General features: G+C 51.5%; 31 protein-coding genes. All 31 read left to right on the top strand.

Annotation, left to right across the window (positions count from 1 at the left end; genetic code table 11):
* The first annotated feature begins 10 nt into the window (after positions 1 to 10).
* The 31 genes from ACYQ27_RS10035 (at position 11) to ACYQ27_RS09885 (ending at position 15,790) form a co-directional block, all read left to right on the top strand.
* Complete coding sequence (locus ACYQ27_RS10035) at positions 11 to 727, top strand: 50S ribosomal protein L2 (protein ID WP_456395474.1); 717 nt, start codon at positions 11 to 13, stop codon at positions 725 to 727.
* Positions 728 to 732: 5 nt separating this feature from the next.
* A complete protein-coding gene (locus tag ACYQ27_RS10030) occupies positions 733 to 1,134 on the top strand; it encodes a 30S ribosomal protein S19 (protein WP_456395494.1) in 402 nt (133 codons plus the stop codon).
* A 10-nt stretch (positions 1,135 to 1,144) separates the two neighbouring features.
* Complete coding sequence (gene rplV, locus ACYQ27_RS10025) at positions 1,145 to 1,609, top strand: 50S ribosomal protein L22 (protein ID WP_456395472.1); 465 nt, start codon at positions 1,145 to 1,147, stop codon at positions 1,607 to 1,609.
* A 4-nt stretch (positions 1,610 to 1,613) separates the two neighbouring features.
* A complete protein-coding gene (locus ACYQ27_RS10020; protein ID WP_456453393.1) occupies positions 1,614 to 2,243 on the top strand; it encodes a 30S ribosomal protein S3 in 630 nt (209 codons plus the stop codon).
* Entirely contained in the window at positions 2,240 to 2,440 is a 201-nt protein-coding gene (gene rpmC / locus ACYQ27_RS10015; RefSeq protein ID WP_456395468.1) for a 50S ribosomal protein L29, read from the top strand. The genes ACYQ27_RS10020 and rpmC overlap by 4 nt, the downstream gene beginning before the upstream one ends.
* A gap of 3 nt (positions 2,441 to 2,443) precedes the next feature.
* Positions 2,444 to 2,743 carry a stress response translation initiation inhibitor YciH gene (gene yciH / locus ACYQ27_RS10010; RefSeq protein ID WP_456395466.1) on the top strand — a complete coding sequence of 100 codons (300 nt, stop codon included), beginning with the start codon at positions 2,444 to 2,446 and terminating at the stop codon, positions 2,741 to 2,743.
* Positions 2,629 to 3,015: a ribonuclease P protein component 1 gene (locus ACYQ27_RS10005; protein ID WP_456453392.1), complete on the top strand. Its 387-nt coding sequence runs from the start codon at positions 2,629 to 2,631 to the stop codon at positions 3,013 to 3,015. The genes yciH and ACYQ27_RS10005 overlap by 115 nt, the downstream gene beginning before the upstream one ends.
* A complete protein-coding gene (locus ACYQ27_RS10000) occupies positions 3,012 to 3,347 on the top strand; it encodes a 30S ribosomal protein S17 (protein ID WP_456395462.1) in 336 nt (111 codons plus the stop codon). Before ACYQ27_RS10005 ends, ACYQ27_RS10000 begins: the two co-directional genes overlap by 4 nt.
* A gap of 5 nt (positions 3,348 to 3,352) precedes the next feature.
* Positions 3,353 to 3,778 (top strand): 50S ribosomal protein L14, encoded by a 426-nt coding sequence (locus tag ACYQ27_RS09995; protein ID WP_456395460.1) that lies wholly within the window; start codon positions 3,353 to 3,355, stop codon positions 3,776 to 3,778.
* A gap of 10 nt (positions 3,779 to 3,788) precedes the next feature.
* A complete protein-coding gene (gene rplX / locus ACYQ27_RS09990) occupies positions 3,789 to 4,151 on the top strand; it encodes a 50S ribosomal protein L24 (RefSeq protein WP_456395458.1) in 363 nt (120 codons plus the stop codon).
* Positions 4,152 to 4,153: 2 nt separating this feature from the next.
* Complete coding sequence (locus ACYQ27_RS09985) at positions 4,154 to 4,900, top strand: 30S ribosomal protein S4e (RefSeq protein ID WP_456453391.1); 747 nt, start codon at positions 4,154 to 4,156, stop codon at positions 4,898 to 4,900.
* Between the two features lie 11 nt (positions 4,901 to 4,911).
* Entirely contained in the window at positions 4,912 to 5,457 is a 546-nt protein-coding gene (locus ACYQ27_RS09980) for a 50S ribosomal protein L5 (RefSeq protein ID WP_456395454.1), read from the top strand.
* The gene (locus ACYQ27_RS09975) at positions 5,457 to 5,627 is read left to right on the top strand and encodes a 30S ribosomal protein S14 (protein ID WP_456395452.1); all 171 of its coding nucleotides are present in this window, start codon (positions 5,457 to 5,459) and stop codon (positions 5,625 to 5,627) included. Before ACYQ27_RS09980 ends, ACYQ27_RS09975 begins: the two co-directional genes overlap by 1 nt.
* Positions 5,628 to 5,638: 11 nt before the next feature.
* Complete coding sequence (locus ACYQ27_RS09970) at positions 5,639 to 6,031, top strand: 30S ribosomal protein S8 (RefSeq protein WP_456395450.1); 393 nt, start codon at positions 5,639 to 5,641, stop codon at positions 6,029 to 6,031.
* Positions 6,032 to 6,041: 10 nt separating this feature from the next.
* Positions 6,042 to 6,596, top strand: a complete 555-nt coding sequence (locus tag ACYQ27_RS09965; RefSeq protein ID WP_456395448.1) for a 50S ribosomal protein L6 — start codon at positions 6,042 to 6,044, stop codon at positions 6,594 to 6,596.
* A 16-nt stretch (positions 6,597 to 6,612) separates the two neighbouring features.
* Positions 6,613 to 6,996, top strand: coding sequence for a 50S ribosomal protein L32e (locus ACYQ27_RS09960; RefSeq protein ID WP_456395446.1), 384 nt, complete (start codon positions 6,613 to 6,615; stop codon positions 6,994 to 6,996).
* Between the two features lie 5 nt (positions 6,997 to 7,001).
* Complete coding sequence (locus tag ACYQ27_RS09955) at positions 7,002 to 7,448, top strand: 50S ribosomal protein L19e (protein ID WP_460041565.1); 447 nt, start codon at positions 7,002 to 7,004, stop codon at positions 7,446 to 7,448.
* Positions 7,449 to 7,458: 10 nt separating this feature from the next.
* Positions 7,459 to 8,064 (top strand): 50S ribosomal protein L18, encoded by a 606-nt coding sequence (locus ACYQ27_RS09950; RefSeq protein WP_460041564.1) that lies wholly within the window; start codon positions 7,459 to 7,461, stop codon positions 8,062 to 8,064.
* Positions 8,061 to 8,768, top strand: coding sequence for a 30S ribosomal protein S5 (gene rpsE / locus ACYQ27_RS09945; protein ID WP_456395440.1), 708 nt, complete (start codon positions 8,061 to 8,063; stop codon positions 8,766 to 8,768). The genes ACYQ27_RS09950 and rpsE overlap by 4 nt, the downstream gene beginning before the upstream one ends.
* An 11-nt stretch (positions 8,769 to 8,779) precedes the next feature.
* Positions 8,780 to 9,247, top strand: coding sequence for a 50S ribosomal protein L30 (locus tag ACYQ27_RS09940; RefSeq protein ID WP_460041563.1), 468 nt, complete (start codon positions 8,780 to 8,782; stop codon positions 9,245 to 9,247).
* A 17-nt stretch (positions 9,248 to 9,264) separates the two neighbouring features.
* On the top strand, positions 9,265 to 9,711 hold the full coding sequence (locus tag ACYQ27_RS09935) for an uL15 family ribosomal protein (protein ID WP_456395425.1): 447 nt from the start codon (positions 9,265 to 9,267) through the stop codon (positions 9,709 to 9,711).
* A 48-nt stretch (positions 9,712 to 9,759) separates the two neighbouring features.
* Positions 9,760 to 11,154 carry a preprotein translocase subunit SecY gene (secY, locus tag ACYQ27_RS09930; protein WP_456395388.1) on the top strand — a complete coding sequence of 465 codons (1,395 nt, stop codon included), beginning with the start codon at positions 9,760 to 9,762 and terminating at the stop codon, positions 11,152 to 11,154.
* Positions 11,155 to 11,233: 79 nt separating this feature from the next.
* Complete coding sequence (locus ACYQ27_RS09925) at positions 11,234 to 11,824, top strand: adenylate kinase (protein ID WP_460041562.1); 591 nt, start codon at positions 11,234 to 11,236, stop codon at positions 11,822 to 11,824.
* Positions 11,817 to 12,344: a DUF106 domain-containing protein gene (locus ACYQ27_RS09920; protein ID WP_456395384.1), complete on the top strand. Its 528-nt coding sequence runs from the start codon at positions 11,817 to 11,819 to the stop codon at positions 12,342 to 12,344. Before ACYQ27_RS09925 ends, ACYQ27_RS09920 begins: the two co-directional genes overlap by 8 nt.
* A 45-nt stretch (positions 12,345 to 12,389) precedes the next feature.
* Complete coding sequence (locus tag ACYQ27_RS09915) at positions 12,390 to 12,656, top strand: 50S ribosomal protein L34e (protein WP_456395492.1); 267 nt, start codon at positions 12,390 to 12,392, stop codon at positions 12,654 to 12,656.
* Positions 12,657 to 12,666: 10 nt separating this feature from the next.
* Positions 12,667 to 13,248, top strand: coding sequence for a (d)CMP kinase (gene cmk, locus ACYQ27_RS09910; protein WP_456453388.1), 582 nt, complete (start codon positions 12,667 to 12,669; stop codon positions 13,246 to 13,248).
* 14 nt (positions 13,249 to 13,262) lie between these two features.
* The gene (locus ACYQ27_RS09905) at positions 13,263 to 13,514 is read left to right on the top strand and encodes a 50S ribosomal protein L14e (protein ID WP_456453387.1); all 252 of its coding nucleotides are present in this window, start codon (positions 13,263 to 13,265) and stop codon (positions 13,512 to 13,514) included.
* 73 nt (positions 13,515 to 13,587) lie between these two features.
* The gene (locus ACYQ27_RS09900) at positions 13,588 to 14,298 is read left to right on the top strand and encodes an SDR family NAD(P)-dependent oxidoreductase (RefSeq protein WP_460041561.1); all 711 of its coding nucleotides are present in this window, start codon (positions 13,588 to 13,590) and stop codon (positions 14,296 to 14,298) included.
* 48 nt (positions 14,299 to 14,346) lie between these two features.
* A complete protein-coding gene (locus tag ACYQ27_RS09895; protein WP_456453382.1) occupies positions 14,347 to 14,568 on the top strand; it encodes a type II toxin-antitoxin system HicB family antitoxin in 222 nt (73 codons plus the stop codon).
* Positions 14,540 to 14,779 (top strand): type II toxin-antitoxin system HicA family toxin, encoded by a 240-nt coding sequence (locus tag ACYQ27_RS09890; RefSeq protein ID WP_456453377.1) that lies wholly within the window; start codon positions 14,540 to 14,542, stop codon positions 14,777 to 14,779. Before ACYQ27_RS09895 ends, ACYQ27_RS09890 begins: the two co-directional genes overlap by 29 nt.
* A 9-nt stretch (positions 14,780 to 14,788) precedes the next feature.
* Positions 14,789 to 15,790 carry an RNA-guided pseudouridylation complex pseudouridine synthase subunit Cbf5 gene (locus ACYQ27_RS09885; RefSeq protein ID WP_460041861.1) on the top strand — a complete coding sequence of 334 codons (1,002 nt, stop codon included), beginning with the start codon at positions 14,789 to 14,791 and terminating at the stop codon, positions 15,788 to 15,790.
* Positions 15,791 to 16,324 lie beyond the last annotated feature (534 nt).

Raw genomic sequence — 16,324 nt, 5'->3', positions numbered from 1 at the left:
GTGAGTGAGAATGGGTAAGAGTTTGATTCAACAGAGGAGAGGAAAGGGGACGACCACATTTAGGGCTCCATCTCACAGATACAGGGGCAGGGTTAAGTATGTGCCCCTCAACCTGACGAAGGAGAAGACCCTTGTGGGGAAGGTCGTCGAGATACTCCACGACCCCGGAAGGACAGCACCGGTTGCAAGGGTTAAGTTTGAGGAATTTGAGAAGCTCATAATAGCCCCGGAAGGCATACTCGTTGGCGACGAGGTGGCAATCGGGCCGAACGCTCCAGTGAAGATAGGCAACACCCTTCCTCTGGCAATGATTCCCGAGGGTTCCTATGTCTATGACATCGAAGCGGCCCCAGGTGACGGAGGAAAGTTCGTGAGGGCAGGCGGTGCCTACGCCCTTGTCGTCAGCAGGGAGAGGGATAAGGTCATAGTCCAGCTCCCGAGCGGTGAGCTCAAGCAGTTCAACCCGATGTGCAGGGCGACGATAGGTGTTGTCGCCGGCGGCGGAAGGCTTGAGAAGCCCATCGTTAAGGCCGGTAAGGCCTACTACATCGCCAAGGCAAGGAACAGGTTCTGGCCGAAGCCGAGGGGTGTCAAGATGAACGCCGTCAACCACCCGCACGGTGGTAAGGAGCACCACATAGGTAGGCCGAGCACGATCTCAAGGAGAGCCGCTCCGGGTCAGAAGGTCGGTCACATAGCTGCGAGAAGAACTGGCAGGAGGAAGTGATGGAGATGGCGAGAAAGAAGGAGTTTAAGTATAGGGGTTATACGCTCGATGAGCTCTTAAACATGTCACTTGAGGACTTCGCAAAGCTCCTCCCATCAAGGCAGAGGCGCTCCCTGAAGAGGGGGCTTTCACCGGAACAGAAGAAGCTCCTCAGGAAGATAAGGCTGGCAAAGAAGGGCAAGTACAGGAAGCCAATCAGAACGCACAGCAGGGACATGGTGATTCTCCCGGAGATGGTCGGACTGACGATTCATGTCCACAACGGCAAGGAGTTCGTGGCACTTGAGATAAGGCCCGAGATGATAGGGCACTACCTGGGAGAGTTTGCCCTGACGAGGAAGATTGTCCAGCACGGCTCACCGGGTGTTGGTGCTACAAGGTCATCAATGTTCGTGGCGATCAAGTGAGGTGGTGTGAATGGCCAGGTTTTCCTACTCTTTCCAAAATTATGATCCAGAGAAAATGGTGAGGGCGAGCGGAAGGGACTTGAGGATTTCACCGAAGTTTTCAATTGAACTCTGCAGGGAGCTCCGGGGGATGATGCTCAACGATGCTCTGAAGTACGTTGATGACATCATAGCCCTCAGGAAACCTGTTCCGCTGAAGCGCTTCAATGACAGTCAGGGCCACAAGCCGGGCAGGGGCTTCGGTCCTGGCAGATACCCGGTGAAGGTTGCAAAGGCCATGAAGAAGATACTCCTCAATGCCAAGAACAACGCAGAGCAGAAGGGTCTTGATCCGGACAGGCTCAGGATTATACATGCAGCAGCCCATAGAGGCCCGGTTCTCAGAGGTTACATACCCAGAGCCTTTGGAAGAGCGACGCCATTTAACCAGCAGACAACCCACATAGAGATAGTGGTTGAAGAGGTAAGGAGGTGAGCCCATGGCTATTGAGAGATACTTCATTAAGGAATCCGTCAAGGAGATGCTCATCGACGAGTACCTTGAGAAGGAGCTCAGGAGGGCCGGCTATGGCGGTCTGGACATCAAGAAAACCCCTCTTGGAACCAAGGTCGTCATCTTCGCCGCCAGTCCCGGCTACGTCATAGGCAGGGGCGGAAGGAGGATAAGGGAGCTCACCAGGATACTTGAGAGGCAGTTCAATCTTGAGAACCCGCAGATCGAGGTTGAGGAAATAAAGAACCCCTACCTCAACGCCAAGGTTCAGGCCGTCAGGCTTGCCCAGGCCCTTGAGAGGGGCATACACTTCAGGAGGGCAGCATACGCAGCCATAAGGGCCATCATGAGGAACGGGGCAAGGGGCGTTGAGATTCGCCTGAGCGGAAAGCTCACCGGTGAAAGAGCCAAAAGCGTGCGCTTTTATCAGGGTTACCTCGCCAAGGTCGGAAATCCAGCTGAAACACTCGTCAGCAAGGGCTACGCCCAGGCAAAGCTCAAGCTCGGTGTCATAGGCGTCAAGGTCTCAATAATGCCCCCTGAAGCCAGACTTCCGGATGAAATCGAGGTTCTTGAAAAGCCCGCTGAAGAGGTCGTTGAGGTGAGCTCACAATGAAGGCAAGTGAGATTAGAGAGATGAGCATAGAGGAAATCGAGGAGAAGATCAGGGAGCTCCGCCTTGAGCTTGCCAAGGAAAGGGGCATGCTCACCATGGGGACCTCTCTTGAGAACCCCATGGTCATCCGCGATTTAAGGCGCGATATAGCGCGCCTTATAACCATAAAGAAGGAGAAGCTTAGGGAGAAAAGGTGATGTTTGGTGCCGAGGATTGTGAACCCGCTGGATGAGATGCTCTTTAAAGAGGTGCTGAAGGAGCAGCAGAGGATTAGAGTCTATATCGAGAAGGCCCGCTACGGGAAGCTCAAGACAATAATCGAAGGAATAGATGAGAAGGAGTTCAACCTTGAGGAGATTGCAAAAAAGCTGAAGGCGAAGCTGGCATGCGGCGGAACCGTAAAGAAGGGAAGGATAGAACTGCAGGGAGACCACAGAGAAAAGGTCAGGCACTTGCTGGCAGGCCTTGGATTTTCAGAGGACTTAATAGAAATCGAGTGACGGCGAGGAGCATAGTATGGCATGAACTGATAGGGCTGAAAGCAAAGATTATAAGGGCATCTCATCCAGAGCTGGTTGGCATCGAAGGCCACATCATCGATGAGACGAGAAATACACTCACGATGGTGGGAGATACGGCTGAAAAGCTCTGGGTAATCCCGAAGAGCGTCGTTGAAATTGAGTTTGAAATTGACGATAAAAAGATACGGATCCACGGAAGGGATTTGATTGGAAGACCCGAGATGAGATTGAAAAAGAGGTGGAGAAGATGAGAGACATCGGATTGAAGATTCAGCCTCCTGCTGAGAAGTGTGATGACCCGTACTGCCCGTGGCACGGGCACGTTAAGATTCACGGCAGAGTATTCGAAGGAATCGTCGTCAGCGACAAACCGAGGAGAACCGTAACCGTCGAGAGGCAGCACTACCACTATCTCAAGAAATATGAAAGATACGAGCTCAGGAGGAGCAGGATACACGCACACAACCCCCCGTGCATCGCTGCAAAGCCCGGTGACAGGGTCATTGTCGCTGAGACAAGACCACTCAGCAAAACGAAGAGCTTTGTTGTCGTTGCCATAACGCAGAAGGCTGGGGAGAGGTGATAGCGATGGCAAAGAAAGGTGCCGGTGCAACGAGAGGTGTGAGTCCGGTCAGGCCAACGAGAGCTCTGCCCATCGGGGCATATCTTAGGGTCGCAGATAACAGCGGCGCCAAAGTAATCCAGATTATAGGCGTCGTGGGCTACAAGGGCACCAGGAGGAGGCTTGCTTCCGCTGGCGTTGGCGATATGGTGATTGCAACCGTAAAGAAGGGAAGGCCGGATATAAGACACCAGGTTGTCAGAGCGGTGATAGTCAGGCAGAGAAAGGAGTACAGAAGGCTCGACGGAATGAGGGTTAAATTTGAGGACAACGCTGCTGCAATAGTAACTCCTGAAGGCGTTCCGAGGGGAACTGAAATTAGAGGTGCCATAGCGAGAGAAGCTGCTGAAAAATGGGTCAGACTCGGCAGCATAGCGAGTATAGTATTGTGAGGTGAGAAAGATGGAATTAAAAACAAGAAAACCCGGAAAGCAGAGGAAGTTTTTATATAACGCTCCCCTTCACCTCAGGCAGAAGATAATGAGCGCCCCTCTCTCAGGGGAACTCAGGCAGAAGTACGGCATCAGAAACCTGCCCATCAGGGAGGGCGACAAGGTTAAGGTCGTTAGAGGTGACTTTAAGGGCACGGAGGGCAAGGTCACGGAGGTCGACCTTAAGAGATACAGAATACACGTGGAGGGGGTTACCCAGAAGAAGGTGGACGGGACAGAGGTATTTTATCCGCTTCACCCATCAAACGTTGTTATTGTCGAATTGAACCTCGATGATGAGAGAAGGGAGAAGATAATTAATAGGAGGGCCTGAACATGGCGAGGAAAGGTGCGAAGAGGCACTTGAAGAGATTGAGTGCTCCTACTCAGTGGTATATCGAACGCAAGACGTACAAATGGGCTGTCAGGCCCAGACCGGGACCGCACAGCATGAAGACGTCTATTCCACTGCTCTACATAGTCAGGGACTATCTCGGCTATGCAAAGACGGCGAGAGAGGCAAGGAAGGTGCTTAACGAGGGGAAGGTTTTGGTTGATGGTATCCCGAGGAGAGACTACAAGTTCCCTGTTGGAATCATGGACGTGGTTTCCATCCCCGAGACCGGCGAGCACTACCGGGTTCTTCCAAACAGGCTCGGAAAGCTAATACTCCACCCGATAACCGACAAGGAAGCGGGCCTCAAGCCGCTCAGAATAAGCAACAAGAGGATGGTAAAGGGAGGCAACCTGCAGCTGAACTTCCATGATGGAACCAATCATCTCATAAAGCTCAGCTCGCTCACGGACGAGGCCAAGGACAGATTCAAAACCGCATACACGGTTATCATGAAGGTTCCCGAGAAGGAGATTGTGGAGATAATCCCGTTCGAGATTGGGGTGCAGGTGTTTGTTACCCAGGGTAAGAACGTTGCAAGAATGGGCAAGGTGGTTGAGGTCAGGCAGTTCCCTGGCGGCTGGCCGGATGTCGTTACGATCGAGGACAGCGAAGGGGAGCTCTTTGACACGCTGAAGGAATACGCATTCGTTGTTGGGAAGGAGAAGCCAGAGATTTCACTTCCATGAGGTGAGAGGAAATGAATAGAGAGGCCATATTAGCGGATTGGGAAGCTCATCCAATGAGGAAGCCAAGGATAGCAAAAGTTACAATCAACATTGGTGTTGGTGAGAGCGGGGAGCGTTTGACTAAGGCTGAGAAGATGCTTGAGCAGCTGGTCGGCCAGAAGCCGATAAGGAGAAGGGCGAAGCAAACGAACAAGGACTTCGGTATCAGGAGGGGAGAGCCCATAGCGGTCAAGGTTACCCTCAGGGGCGAGAAGGCAGAGGAGATGCTCAAGAGACTCCTCGCTGCGGTTGACAACAAGCTCAAGGCAGGTAACTTCGACGAGCACGGCAACTTCTGCTTTGGAATTCAGGAGCACATCAACATCCCCGGCGTTGAATATGACCCGGAGATCGGAATATTCGGCATGGATGTGTGCGTAACCCTTGAGAGGCCCGGTTTCAGGGTCGCCAGGAGGAAGAGGCGCAGGAAGAAGATACCGAACAGGCACAAGCTCACGAAGGATGAGGGTATAGTTTTCGTTCAGGAGGAGTTTAACGCCGTCGTGGAGGGATTGTGATGGCAAAGGCTGATTACAACAAAAGGAAGCCCAGGAAGTTTGGTAAAGGTGCGAGAAGATGCATGCGTTGCGGCCAGTATGGGCCGGTCATCAGAATCCACGGATTGATGCTGTGCAGACACTGCTTTAGAGAGATGGCCCCCAGGCTGGGCTTTAAGAAGTACGAGTGAGGTGAGGGAGGATGACTTTACTTGACCCATTGGCGAATGCCTTATCACATATATCAAACAGTGAGAAGGTTGGAAAGAAGGAGGTTTACTTAAAGCCCGCATCAAAGCTTATAGGAGAGGTTCTAAGGGTTATGCAGGAGAACGGCTACATAGGTGAGTTCGAGTTCATTGACGATGGAAGGGCCGGGATATACAGGGTTCAGCTCATAGGCAAAATCAACAAAACAGGTGCAATAAAGCCGAGATTCCCGGTAAAAGCCAGGGAATACGAGGCATGGGAGAAGAGATTCCTTCCGGCATTTGAGTTCGGTATCCTCATAGTATCGACATCACAGGGTGTTATGACCCACAAAGAGGCCAGGGAAAAGGGGATTGGTGGAAGGCTTATAGCATACGTCTACTGAGGTGAGAGAGATGCCAATCGACGCGTGGGTAAGGGAAGAGGTTGAAATTCCAGAAGGAGTCGAGGTTACTGTTGAGGGCAACCTCGTCAGGGTTAAAGGCCCGAAAGGGGAGCTTGAGAGGGAGCTTAAGTACCCGGGTGTTAAAATATTCGAGGAAGACGGTAAGGTCGTTGTCTTCAAGGAATTCCCGAGGAGGAGAGACATAGCAATAGCCAGAACCTTCAAGGCCCACATAGCCAACATGATCAGAGGAGTTACCGAAGGGTTCCAGTACAAGCTTAAGGTGCTCTACAGCCACTTCCCGATGACCGTCAAGGTTCAGGGTGACGAAGTCCTTATAGAGAACTTCCTCGGTGAGAAGAACCCGAGGAGGGCCAAAATCCTTCCGGGGGTTACAGTAAAGGTCATGGGGCAGGAGATTATAGTTGAGAGCATCGACAAGGAGAAAGCAGGGCAGACTGCAGCAAACATTGAACAGGCCACAAAGATAAACAAATGGGATAGGAGAGTTTTCCAGGATGGAATCTACATAGTGGAAAAGGCTGGTAAGCCGATAAAGTTCTGACCGTGAGGTGTGAGAAATGAACGAAAAAGCGAGACTCCTGAGAATAAGGGCAAACCTCAAAAGGAAGAAGCCGAGATTTTTAAGGCAGGAATGGTGGCGCTTTCCAAAATTCAGGAACGATCCGAAATGGCGCAGGCCGAAGGGAATTGACAGCAAGATGAGGCTCAAGAGGAAGGGCAAGGCCAGGTCACCGAGCATCGGCTGGAGTTCACCCAGAGCCGTCAGGGGACTTCACCCGAGCGGCTACGAGGAGGTTCTCATTCACAACGTCAGGGAGCTTGAGGCAGTTGACCCGGCAAGGCAGGCGGCAAGGATAGCAGGCACAGTTGGTGCAAGGAAGAGAGAGATGATAATTGCGAGAGCCAAGGAGCTGGGGATTAAAATCCTTAATGCGAGGTGAATATCATGCTCAGGATGCAAAGAAGGGTAGCCGCTGAACTTTTGAAATGTGGGGAGAACAGGGTCTGGATAGACCCTGAGAGGATTGATGATGTCGCTTCCGCTATCACAAGAGAGGACATAAGGAGACTCATCAACGACGGCGTTATAAAGAAGAAGCCGGTTAAGGGACAGAGTTCCTATAGAGCCAAGATCAGGAAGGAGGCGAGGAAGAAGGGACGCCACCGCGGACCCGGAAGCAGGAAGGGTAAGAAGACAGCGAGAATGGGCAGGAAAGAAAAGTGGATGATGACAATCAGGGCACTCAGGAAGGAGCTCAGGAAGCTCAAGGCCGAGAAGAAGATAGACGAGCACACCTACAGGAGGCTCTACATCAGGGCCAAGGGCGGTCAGTTCAAGAACAAGAGACAGCTCTACCTCTTCATGGAGGAGAGGGGAATATTGAAGAAGTGAGGTGGGAAATATGGCACATGGACCGAGATATAGGGTTCCATTCAGGAGGAGAAGGGAAGGTAAGACTAACTATCACAAGCGCCTGGCGCTGCTCAAATCCGGAAAGCCCAGGCTGGTTGTTAGAAAGACACTCAACCATCACATAGCTCAGGTAGTGTTTTATGACCCGAAGGGTGACAGAACAATTGTTTCAGCTCACACAAGGGAGCTAATGAGGGACTTCGGCTGGAAGGGGCATGGAGGAAATACCCCCTCTGCATACCTCCTCGGCCTGCTCATAGGTTATAAAGCTAAGAAGGCGGGCATTGAGGAGGCCATCCTTGACATAGGTCTCCATCCGCCGACAAGGGGGTCAAGCATATTCGCAGTCCTCAAGGGTGCGGTCGATGCAGGCTTAAACGTCCCGCACAGCGAGGAGATTTATCCGGAGGACTACAGGATAAGGGGCGAGCACGTTGCGAACTATGCCAGAATCCTCAGGGAAGAAGATGAAGACCTCTACAGGAAGCAGTTTTCAGGTTACTTCGTCAAGGGACTCGAACCCGAAAAGCTCCCCGAGCACTTTGAGGAGGTTAAAGCGAGAATAATCGAAAAATTTGAGGAGGCGAGAGAATGAGCGATCCAAGGGAAATGGCCCAGAGGGTTCTGGAAGAGTGGGAGCCCAGAACAAAGCTTGGCATTCTGGTCAAGGAAGGCCAGATAACTGACATTCATGAAATATTCAGAAAGGGCTATCAGATCAAGGAGCCCGAGATAGTCGACGTCCTCCTCCCGGAGGTCAACATGAGGGAGAATCAGGAGATCCTGGATATAGCCCTGACAGTCAGAATGACCGACAGCGGCAGACGTATAAGGTTCCGCGTTTTAGCTGCCGTCGGCAACAGGGACGGCTACGTGGGTCTTGGAATAGGACATGGAAGGGAAGTGGGCATTGCCATCAGAAAGGCCATAAACTACGCCAAGATGAACATCATCGAGATCAAGCGCGGCTGCGGGAGCTGGGAGTGCCGCTGTAGAAGACCGCATTCAATACCGTTCGCAGTTGAGGGCAAGGAAGGCAGCGTCAAGGTAAGGCTCATGCCGGGGCCGAGAGGCCTTGGTCTGGTCATAGGTGACGTTGGCAAGAAGATACTTGCACTGGCGGGTGTCAAGGACGTGTGGTCGCAGACCCTCGGTGAAACCAGAACCACAGTCAACTTCGCCAAGGCGGTATTTGATGCCCTCTACAACACCAACAAAGTTGCCGTGCAGCCCGATATGGCTGAAAAATACGGCATCGTCGTTGGGAGAGAGATGTCAGCCAACTTTGAGCTGGAGTGAGGTGAGCAAAGATGACAAAGGTCGCACTCATCAGGATTAGGGGAAGGGTCGGCGTGAAGAGGCCCGTTAGGGACACCCTTGCAATGCTCCGCCTTCACAAGGTCAACCATCTCGTCATAGTCGATGAAAACCCGACATACAGCGGAATGATTCACAGGGTCAAGGATTACATAACATGGGGCGAGATCAATGCGGAAACACTTGCAAGGCTCATAAAGAAGAGGGGAAGGCTAACTGGAAACAGAAAGGTTACAGAGGAATATGTGCAGGAGAAGCTCGGCATGGGCATTGAGGAGTTTGCCGAGAAGGTCATTAAGGGCGAAATGAAGCTCAGCGACCTGCCCGGCATCAAGCCCGTGTTCAGACTCCACCCCCCGAAGGGAGGATTCAAGGGCAGCAAGAAAAGGACATTCAAGGAAGGCGGCGCCCTTGGTTACAGAGGCGAGGCAATAAACGAACTCATTGATAGGATGCTCTGAGATATGAGGTGAGAGGGATGATTAGGAGAAAGAGGAAGGTGAGAAAGCTCCGTGGAAGTCACACTCACGGATGGGGCTGTAAGAAGAAGCACCGTGGTGGCGGCCACAAAGGCGGAAGGGGAATGGCAGGGACAGGAAAGAGAAAGAACACCAAGTGGACATGGGTAATCAAGTATGCGCCTGATCACCTCGGCAAGAGGGGCTTTCACAGGCCGAAGGCTGTACAGTGGATTCCCAGCACCATGAATCTCAGGGATATCGAGGAGAACCTCGATGACTTCATGGCGATGGGCATTGCATACGAGGAGGAAGGGAGGATCATAGTCGACACAACCCAGCTCGGGATTGACAAGGTTCTCGGTGCCGGGAAGCTCACAAGGCCGCTGGTCATCAAGGCCCGCTACATATCCCCCAAGGCTCAGGAGAAGATAGCCGAGGCAGGGGGAGAGGCTCTATTCGCTTGATTTCCCCTTTAATTTATTATATTCATAAAATCTCCAAAGGTGTTGCTCATGGGAAAGTTAAGGGATCTGACATTTGCTATTGAGAGATGGTTCCCGGAGATTGAGAGGCCCAAAAAACATGTAGCTCTCAGGGAAAAGTTCATATGGACGGGAATTGTTCTGGTGCTCTACTTTGTGCTTGCTGAAATTCCTCTCTACGGTGTTCCACCCAAGGTACAGGACTATTTTTCCACTCTGAGATTCGTTCTTGCAGGCAGGAGCGGAACGGTTTTGACCCTTGGAATAGGCCCTCTGGTCACTGCGGGTATTATCATGCAGCTCCTTGTGGGATCCGAGATCGTCAAGCTTGATATGTCAAATCCTGAGGACAGGAAGTTTTATCAGGCAGCTCAAAAGCTCTTCTCAGTGTTTATGTGCTTCTTTGAGGCCGCGATATATGTCTTTGCCGGGGCATTCGGCAGCCCTGAGCTCGGCATAAAAATACTCCTGGTAATTCAGCTTGCCCTCGGCGGTATAGTGCTGATGATAATGGACGAACTCGTCAGCAAATGGGGAATAGGCAGCGGTATCAGTCTCTTCATTGCGGCCGGTGTCTCCCAGCAGGTTATTGTGAAATCGCTGAATCCCCTGACAACCAAGAGCTATATTGACCCCGTTACCGGCGGACCCGCCATAATCGGTGCTGTTCCGGCTTTCATACAGCATCTGCTCCACGGGGACATCACAGGGGCTCTCTACAGGGGGAGCATGCCCGACATGATGGATCTCATGGCAACAATCGTCGTTTTCCTCATAGTTGTCTACCTTGAGAGCATGCGCGTCGAGATACCCCTCAGCTATGGAAGGGTCACCGTCAGGGGAAGGTATCCCATAAGATTCATGTACGTTAGCAACATCCCCATCATCCTGACATTCGCCCTTTATGCAAACGTCCAGCTGTGGGCAAGAATGCTTGAGAGGCTCGGCCACCCATGGCTCGGAACATTTGATCCCCAGACAGGTGCCGCCTTGAGCGGTTTCGTTACCTATGTCATTCCTCCGAGGGATATCTATCACGTCATGGCGGATCCATTCAGGGCACTGGTTTTTGCTCTAATGACAATATTCTGGGCACTGATCTTCGGGTTCCTCTGGGTCGACCTGACGGGGCTGGATGCCAAGAGCATAGCAAGGCAGCTCCAGCGTGCCGGCCTCCAGATACCGGGTTTCAGGAGAGACCCGAGGATTCTTGAGAGGGTGCTCAACAGGTACATCCCCTACGTAACATTCTGGGGGTCATTTACGCTGGCAATAGTTGCCGTGCTGGCCGACTTCCTCGGGGCCCTCGGTACGGGAACGGGCATACTGCTGACCGTGGGTATCCTGTACAGATTCTACGAGGAGATAGCCAGAGAACAGGCGAGCGAAATGTTCCCCGCATTGAGAAGGTTCTTCAGCACCTGAAGTTTTTCTTTTTATTCCAATAAACCTTTTAAACCAAGCCTCTTTTATTATTGCGGGACTCTCATTTTGGGTGATCTCAATGCCGTTTGTAGTCATCATAACCGGAATTCCAGGGGTTGGGAAGAGCACGATAACAAGACTTGCCCTGAGAAAGACCAGGGCTAAGTTCAGGCTGGTTAATTTCGGGGATTTGATGTTCAATGAGGCGGTCAGGCTGGGGCTTGTGAAGCACAGGGATGAGATGAGGAGGCTCAGCTTCACGGTTCAGAGAACACTCCAGATGAAGGTTGCAAAAAGGATAGGGGATATTGCAGAAAAGGAACCCGTCCTCCTGGATACCCATGCCACAATCCGAACGCCCGCCGGCTATCTCCTTGGATTTCCGAAGGAGGTTATCGAGGCCATAAACCCCAACTTCATTGTCATTATAGAGGCCACACCGAGCGAAATACTCGGCAGACGTTTAAGGGATCTTAAGAGGGACAGAGATGTTGAAACAGAGGAGCAGATAGAGAGGCATCAGGACTTGAACCGGGCTGCCGCAATAAGCTATGCCATGCATTCCAATGCACTTATAAAGATAATTGAGAATCATGAAGATAAAGGTCTTGAAGAGGCTGTAAATGAACTGGTGGAAATACTTGATCTGGCGGTGAGTGAATATGCTTGAGGGAATATATGAATTTCTGGACAAGGTGTTCGGGCCGATGATACTCAATTACCATCCCCTCTGGGTGGTTACAGTATCCGGCATCATCCTCGGTGCCTTCTTCACGCTCCTGAACTACGTCCTCGTCGACCAGGAAAAGATGAAGAAGCTCCAGAAGATGAGCAGGGAATTCCAGAAGGAGTATAAAGCGGCTCAGGCTGCAAAAGACGAGAAGAAGATGAGAAAGCTCCAGCAGAAACAGATGGAGCTCTTAAAACTGCAGAATGAGGTAATGAAGGACTCAATGCTCAAACCAATGATATTCACGCTCCCGATATTCTGGATATTCTTCGGCTGGCTGAGGAGATGGTATGTTGAAGTCGGTGTCGTTAAAGCTCCGTTCAACTTTTTCATCTTCGACTGGTTCCATAAGATGTATCACTCGGGACTTCCTGCAAACGAACTCGGCTACATCGGGTGGTACGTGCTAACATCAATGGCGGTCGGCTACATCCTGAGGAAATTCCTCGACATGGCTTAGTTAAATTTAAAAATGAATTGCAAAAAGCTAAAGCAGGTGATGAGAATGAAGCCAATGTACAGGTCAAGATCATGGAGAAGAAAGTACGTTAGGACTCCAGGAGGAAGGACAGTCATACACTTCGAGAGAAAGAAGCCCAAGGTTGCCCACTGTGCTCTCTGCGGAAGGCCGCTCAACGGCTATCCCAGGGGCAGACCGAGTGAAATCAGGAGGCTCTCAAAGACCCAGAAGAGGCCAGAAAGACCATATCCAAACCTCTGCCCGAGCTGCATGAGGAAGCTCATAAAGGCCCAGGTAAGGGCAGCTCTTTGAAGGGATTTCCATGCCAAAGAACTGCCTCGTAATAACCGTCAGCGGCTTAGCAGGCTCTGGAACAACGACGCTGTGCAGAAACCTTGCAAGGTACTACGGCTTCAAGCACATCTATGCGGGGCTCATCTTCAGGCAGATGGCAAGGGAGATGGGCATGACACTTGAGGAATTTCAGAAATATGCCGAGCTTCATCCCGAAGTTGACAGGGAAGTCGACAGGAGACAGGTAGAGGCGGCTGAGGAGTGCAACGTCGTTATTGAGGGCCGCCTGGCCGGGTGGATGGTTGAAAAAGCAGATTTAAAAATCTGGCTTGATGCTCCCATAAGGGAGAGGGCCAGAAGGGTTGCCCGCAGGGAGGGCATCTCCGTGGAGAAGGCCTTCATGGCCATAGCCGAGAGGGAAAAGCAGAACAGAAAAAGATATTTAAACCTCTACGGCATTGACATAGACGACATGTCAATTTATGATCTGGTAATTGACACTTCGAAATGGGGTCCCGATGGGGTCTTTAGCATAGTAAAGGCCGCCATCGACCACCTTTACCCCGACGGTGACGCGGGGTCGGGTGCAAACCCGGGCAACAAAAAATGAGGAGGTGGAATGAAATGCCTGCAATTGAGGTTGGAAGACTTGCTGTTATAATCGCCGGAAGGAGGGCCGGGGAAAAGGTAGTGGTCGTTGACGTCATCGACAGGAACTTCGTCCTCGTTACCGGTGCCGGGCTGAACAAGGTCAAGCGCAGGAGGATGAACGTCAAGCACCTCGAGCCCCTCCCGGAGAGGGTCAGCATCGAGCGCGGCGCCGACGACGAAGCCGTTAAGGCCGCCCTTGAGCAGGCCGGAATCAGCCTTGAGTGATACGAGGCCTTCTGGCCTCTTCTTACTTCTCAACGCTTTTAAGTCCCGTTTCCTAAATACTTCTGGTGATCTCATGAAAACTGCACTCCTTACAGGTGCCACAGGTGGCATAGGAACGCTTCTCGTTGAGGGCCTCATCGAGAGGAACTACCGTGTTGTTGGGGTGGCCAAGAACGAGGAAAAACTCCGTGAACTTCAGAAAAAACTGCCGGCTTTTGAATACATAGTTGCCGACCTGAGTAAAGAGGACTTTTCCAGCACGATTTTGGAGGGGCTTGAGAGGCTCGGTGTGGAGAAGGTTGACCTTCTCATAAACAACGCCGGCCTTGCGGTGAGGAAACCTCTTCTTGAGCAGTCTGCGGAGGAGATGAAGACTCTGTTCCGGGTGAATGTATTTGCACCCCTGGAACTTACAAGGACACTCCTTCCAATGCTCCCCAGGGGTTCGACCCTGGTGTTTATAATCAGCGGCGTTGCATTTATCAACGTGCCGGAGATCCCCTCCTACTGCGCCTCCAAGGGGGCCCTGCATTACCTAGCGATAAACCTCGAACGCGAGCTGAAACCTAGGGGAATCCACCTCATGCGTGTCTACCCGAAGCAGGTCAAGACCGGATTCTGGAACGGAAAGGTTCCGAGGGGCTCGATAGAGCCGGAAGATGTTGCACAGGCCGTGTTTAAGGGGCTTGAAAAGGGCAAGAGGGAGGTTTTTGTGCCGGGCTACCTGAAGCTCGTTAAATACCTCCCGAACTGGCCGGTTTTTACCTACATGTTTAGGTATTAGGTGGTTTTATAAAATGTTGCACCTTTGTATTATTCGGAGGTGAGCTGAATGGAGCTTCATGCGGTCATATGGGAAGAAGGGGGTGTCTATGTAATCAGAGAGGTTTTTACTGGAGTCACAACGCAGGGGGAGACACTGGAGGAGGCTATTGAAAATCTAAAGGAGGCCGTTGAGCTTTATCTTGAGGAATTTCCGGAGCTGAGAGAGGAACTGGAAAAAATCAAATTTGTAGGCGATTTCAATGTCCAGATTGCCAAAGCTATCGGGTGAGCAAGTTGTTAAAATCCTTGTCAAAAAGTTCGGTTTTGTGGTTTCCAGACGAAGAGGAAGCCACATGGTTCTGGTTAAATATAAAGATGGCAGGAAGATTGGAACCGTTGTCCCCCTTCATAAAGAGTTAAAAGCAGGAACACTTATGGGTGTTCTAAAACTGGCCGGAATCGAAAAGGATGAGTTTATAGAAGCTTTGAATGATCCATAGGTGATGCTCATGGCTAGAGATGAAGTGCAAAAACTTCCGGCTGACATAAGGAGAGAGGTTCTGGTTAAAGACGAAAAGGCCGAGACGAATCCGAAGTGGGGCTTTCCGCCGGAGAAGAGGCCCATGGAGATGCACATGCAGTTCGGAATAATAAACCTCGACAAACCCCCGGGGCCGACGAGCCACGAGGTCGTTGCCTGGATTAAGAGGCTGTTCAACCTGAACAAGGCCGGCCACGGAGGAACACTCGACCCCAAGGTCAGCGGTGTTCTCCCGGTGGCACTTGAAAGGGCGACGAGGGTGGTTCAGGCATTACTCCCGGCGGGAAAGGAGTATGTGGCTTTAATGCATCTTCACGGCGATGTTCCGGAGGATAGGATTAGAGCAGTCATGAAGGAGTTTGAGGGTGAGATAATCCAGAGGCCGCCGCTGAGGAGCGCGGTCAAGAGAAGACTGAGGACGAGGAAGGTCTACTACATCGAGATTCTTGAGATAGACGGCAAGGACGTGCTCTTCCGCGTTGGAGTTGAGGCCGGAACCTACATAAGGTCGCTTATCCACCACATCGGCCTTGCCCTCGGGGTTGGAGCACACATGGCCGAACTCCGCCGTACCAGAAGCGGTCCCTTCAAAGAGGATGAAACTTTGGTGACTCTCCACGACCTCATAGACTACTATCACTTCTGGAAGGACGATGGAATAGAGGAGTACTTCCGCAGAGCGATTCAGCCGATGGAGAAGGCCGTTGAACACCTGCCGAAGGTCTGGATTAGAGATTCGGCTGTTGCGGCAGTAACCCATGGCGCTGATTTGGCCGTTCCGGGAATAGTCAAGGTCCACAAGGGCATCAAGAGGGGCGACTTGGTTGCCGTCATGACCCTCAAGGATGAACTCGTTGCACTCGGAAAAGCAGCCATGACGAGCGGTGAAATGCTCCAGAGGAGCAAGGGAATAGCCGTTGATGTCGACAAGGTCTTTATGCCGAGGGACTGGTATCCGAAGATGTGGTAGCGGCCCTTGCTTCGCATGTTGAGGCAAAGCCTCAACACCTCGGAAGCTTCGCTTCCCAAGGAGCGCCGGCGGAAGGTTGGGTGCTTTTTTGATTTTCAGTTTTTTAGTGGGTTTGTTCTCAACTTTGCTTTTTGGTGAATGTTCCACTTTAAAACGGCGTCCTTCGGACGCCAATAATGAGTTGGAACCGCTTTAAAGTTTTCATTGACGTTAAACCCCTACCTGGGATTATTCAATCAGTGCACAACTGATTTTCTGCTCCTTGGAATGGGAAGGTGCTTTTTTCGCCAGCCTTTTCTAAAGGCTGTGCGCGAAGTTTCATCAAGGTTTGTGATTCTCTCATTGATCTCTCTTCTGTGTGTTTGCCTTTTGAGATTTGTTTCTTGGATTTAGAATTCTACCCAAGTGGGGATAGTTGCTAGGTTTACTTTTCTCGCGCTCCGAAGGAGCGCTTTTGGGTTAAACCCTTGTTCGGAAGTTATGGGGGTGAATTCTCGTTTAAGGAGCTTGTGGGTGAGAGTGCAAATGCTCTCC

It is taken from the genome of Thermococcus atlanticus (assembly GCF_054657855.1).
This window is presented reverse-complemented; position numbering and strand designations above follow the sequence as displayed.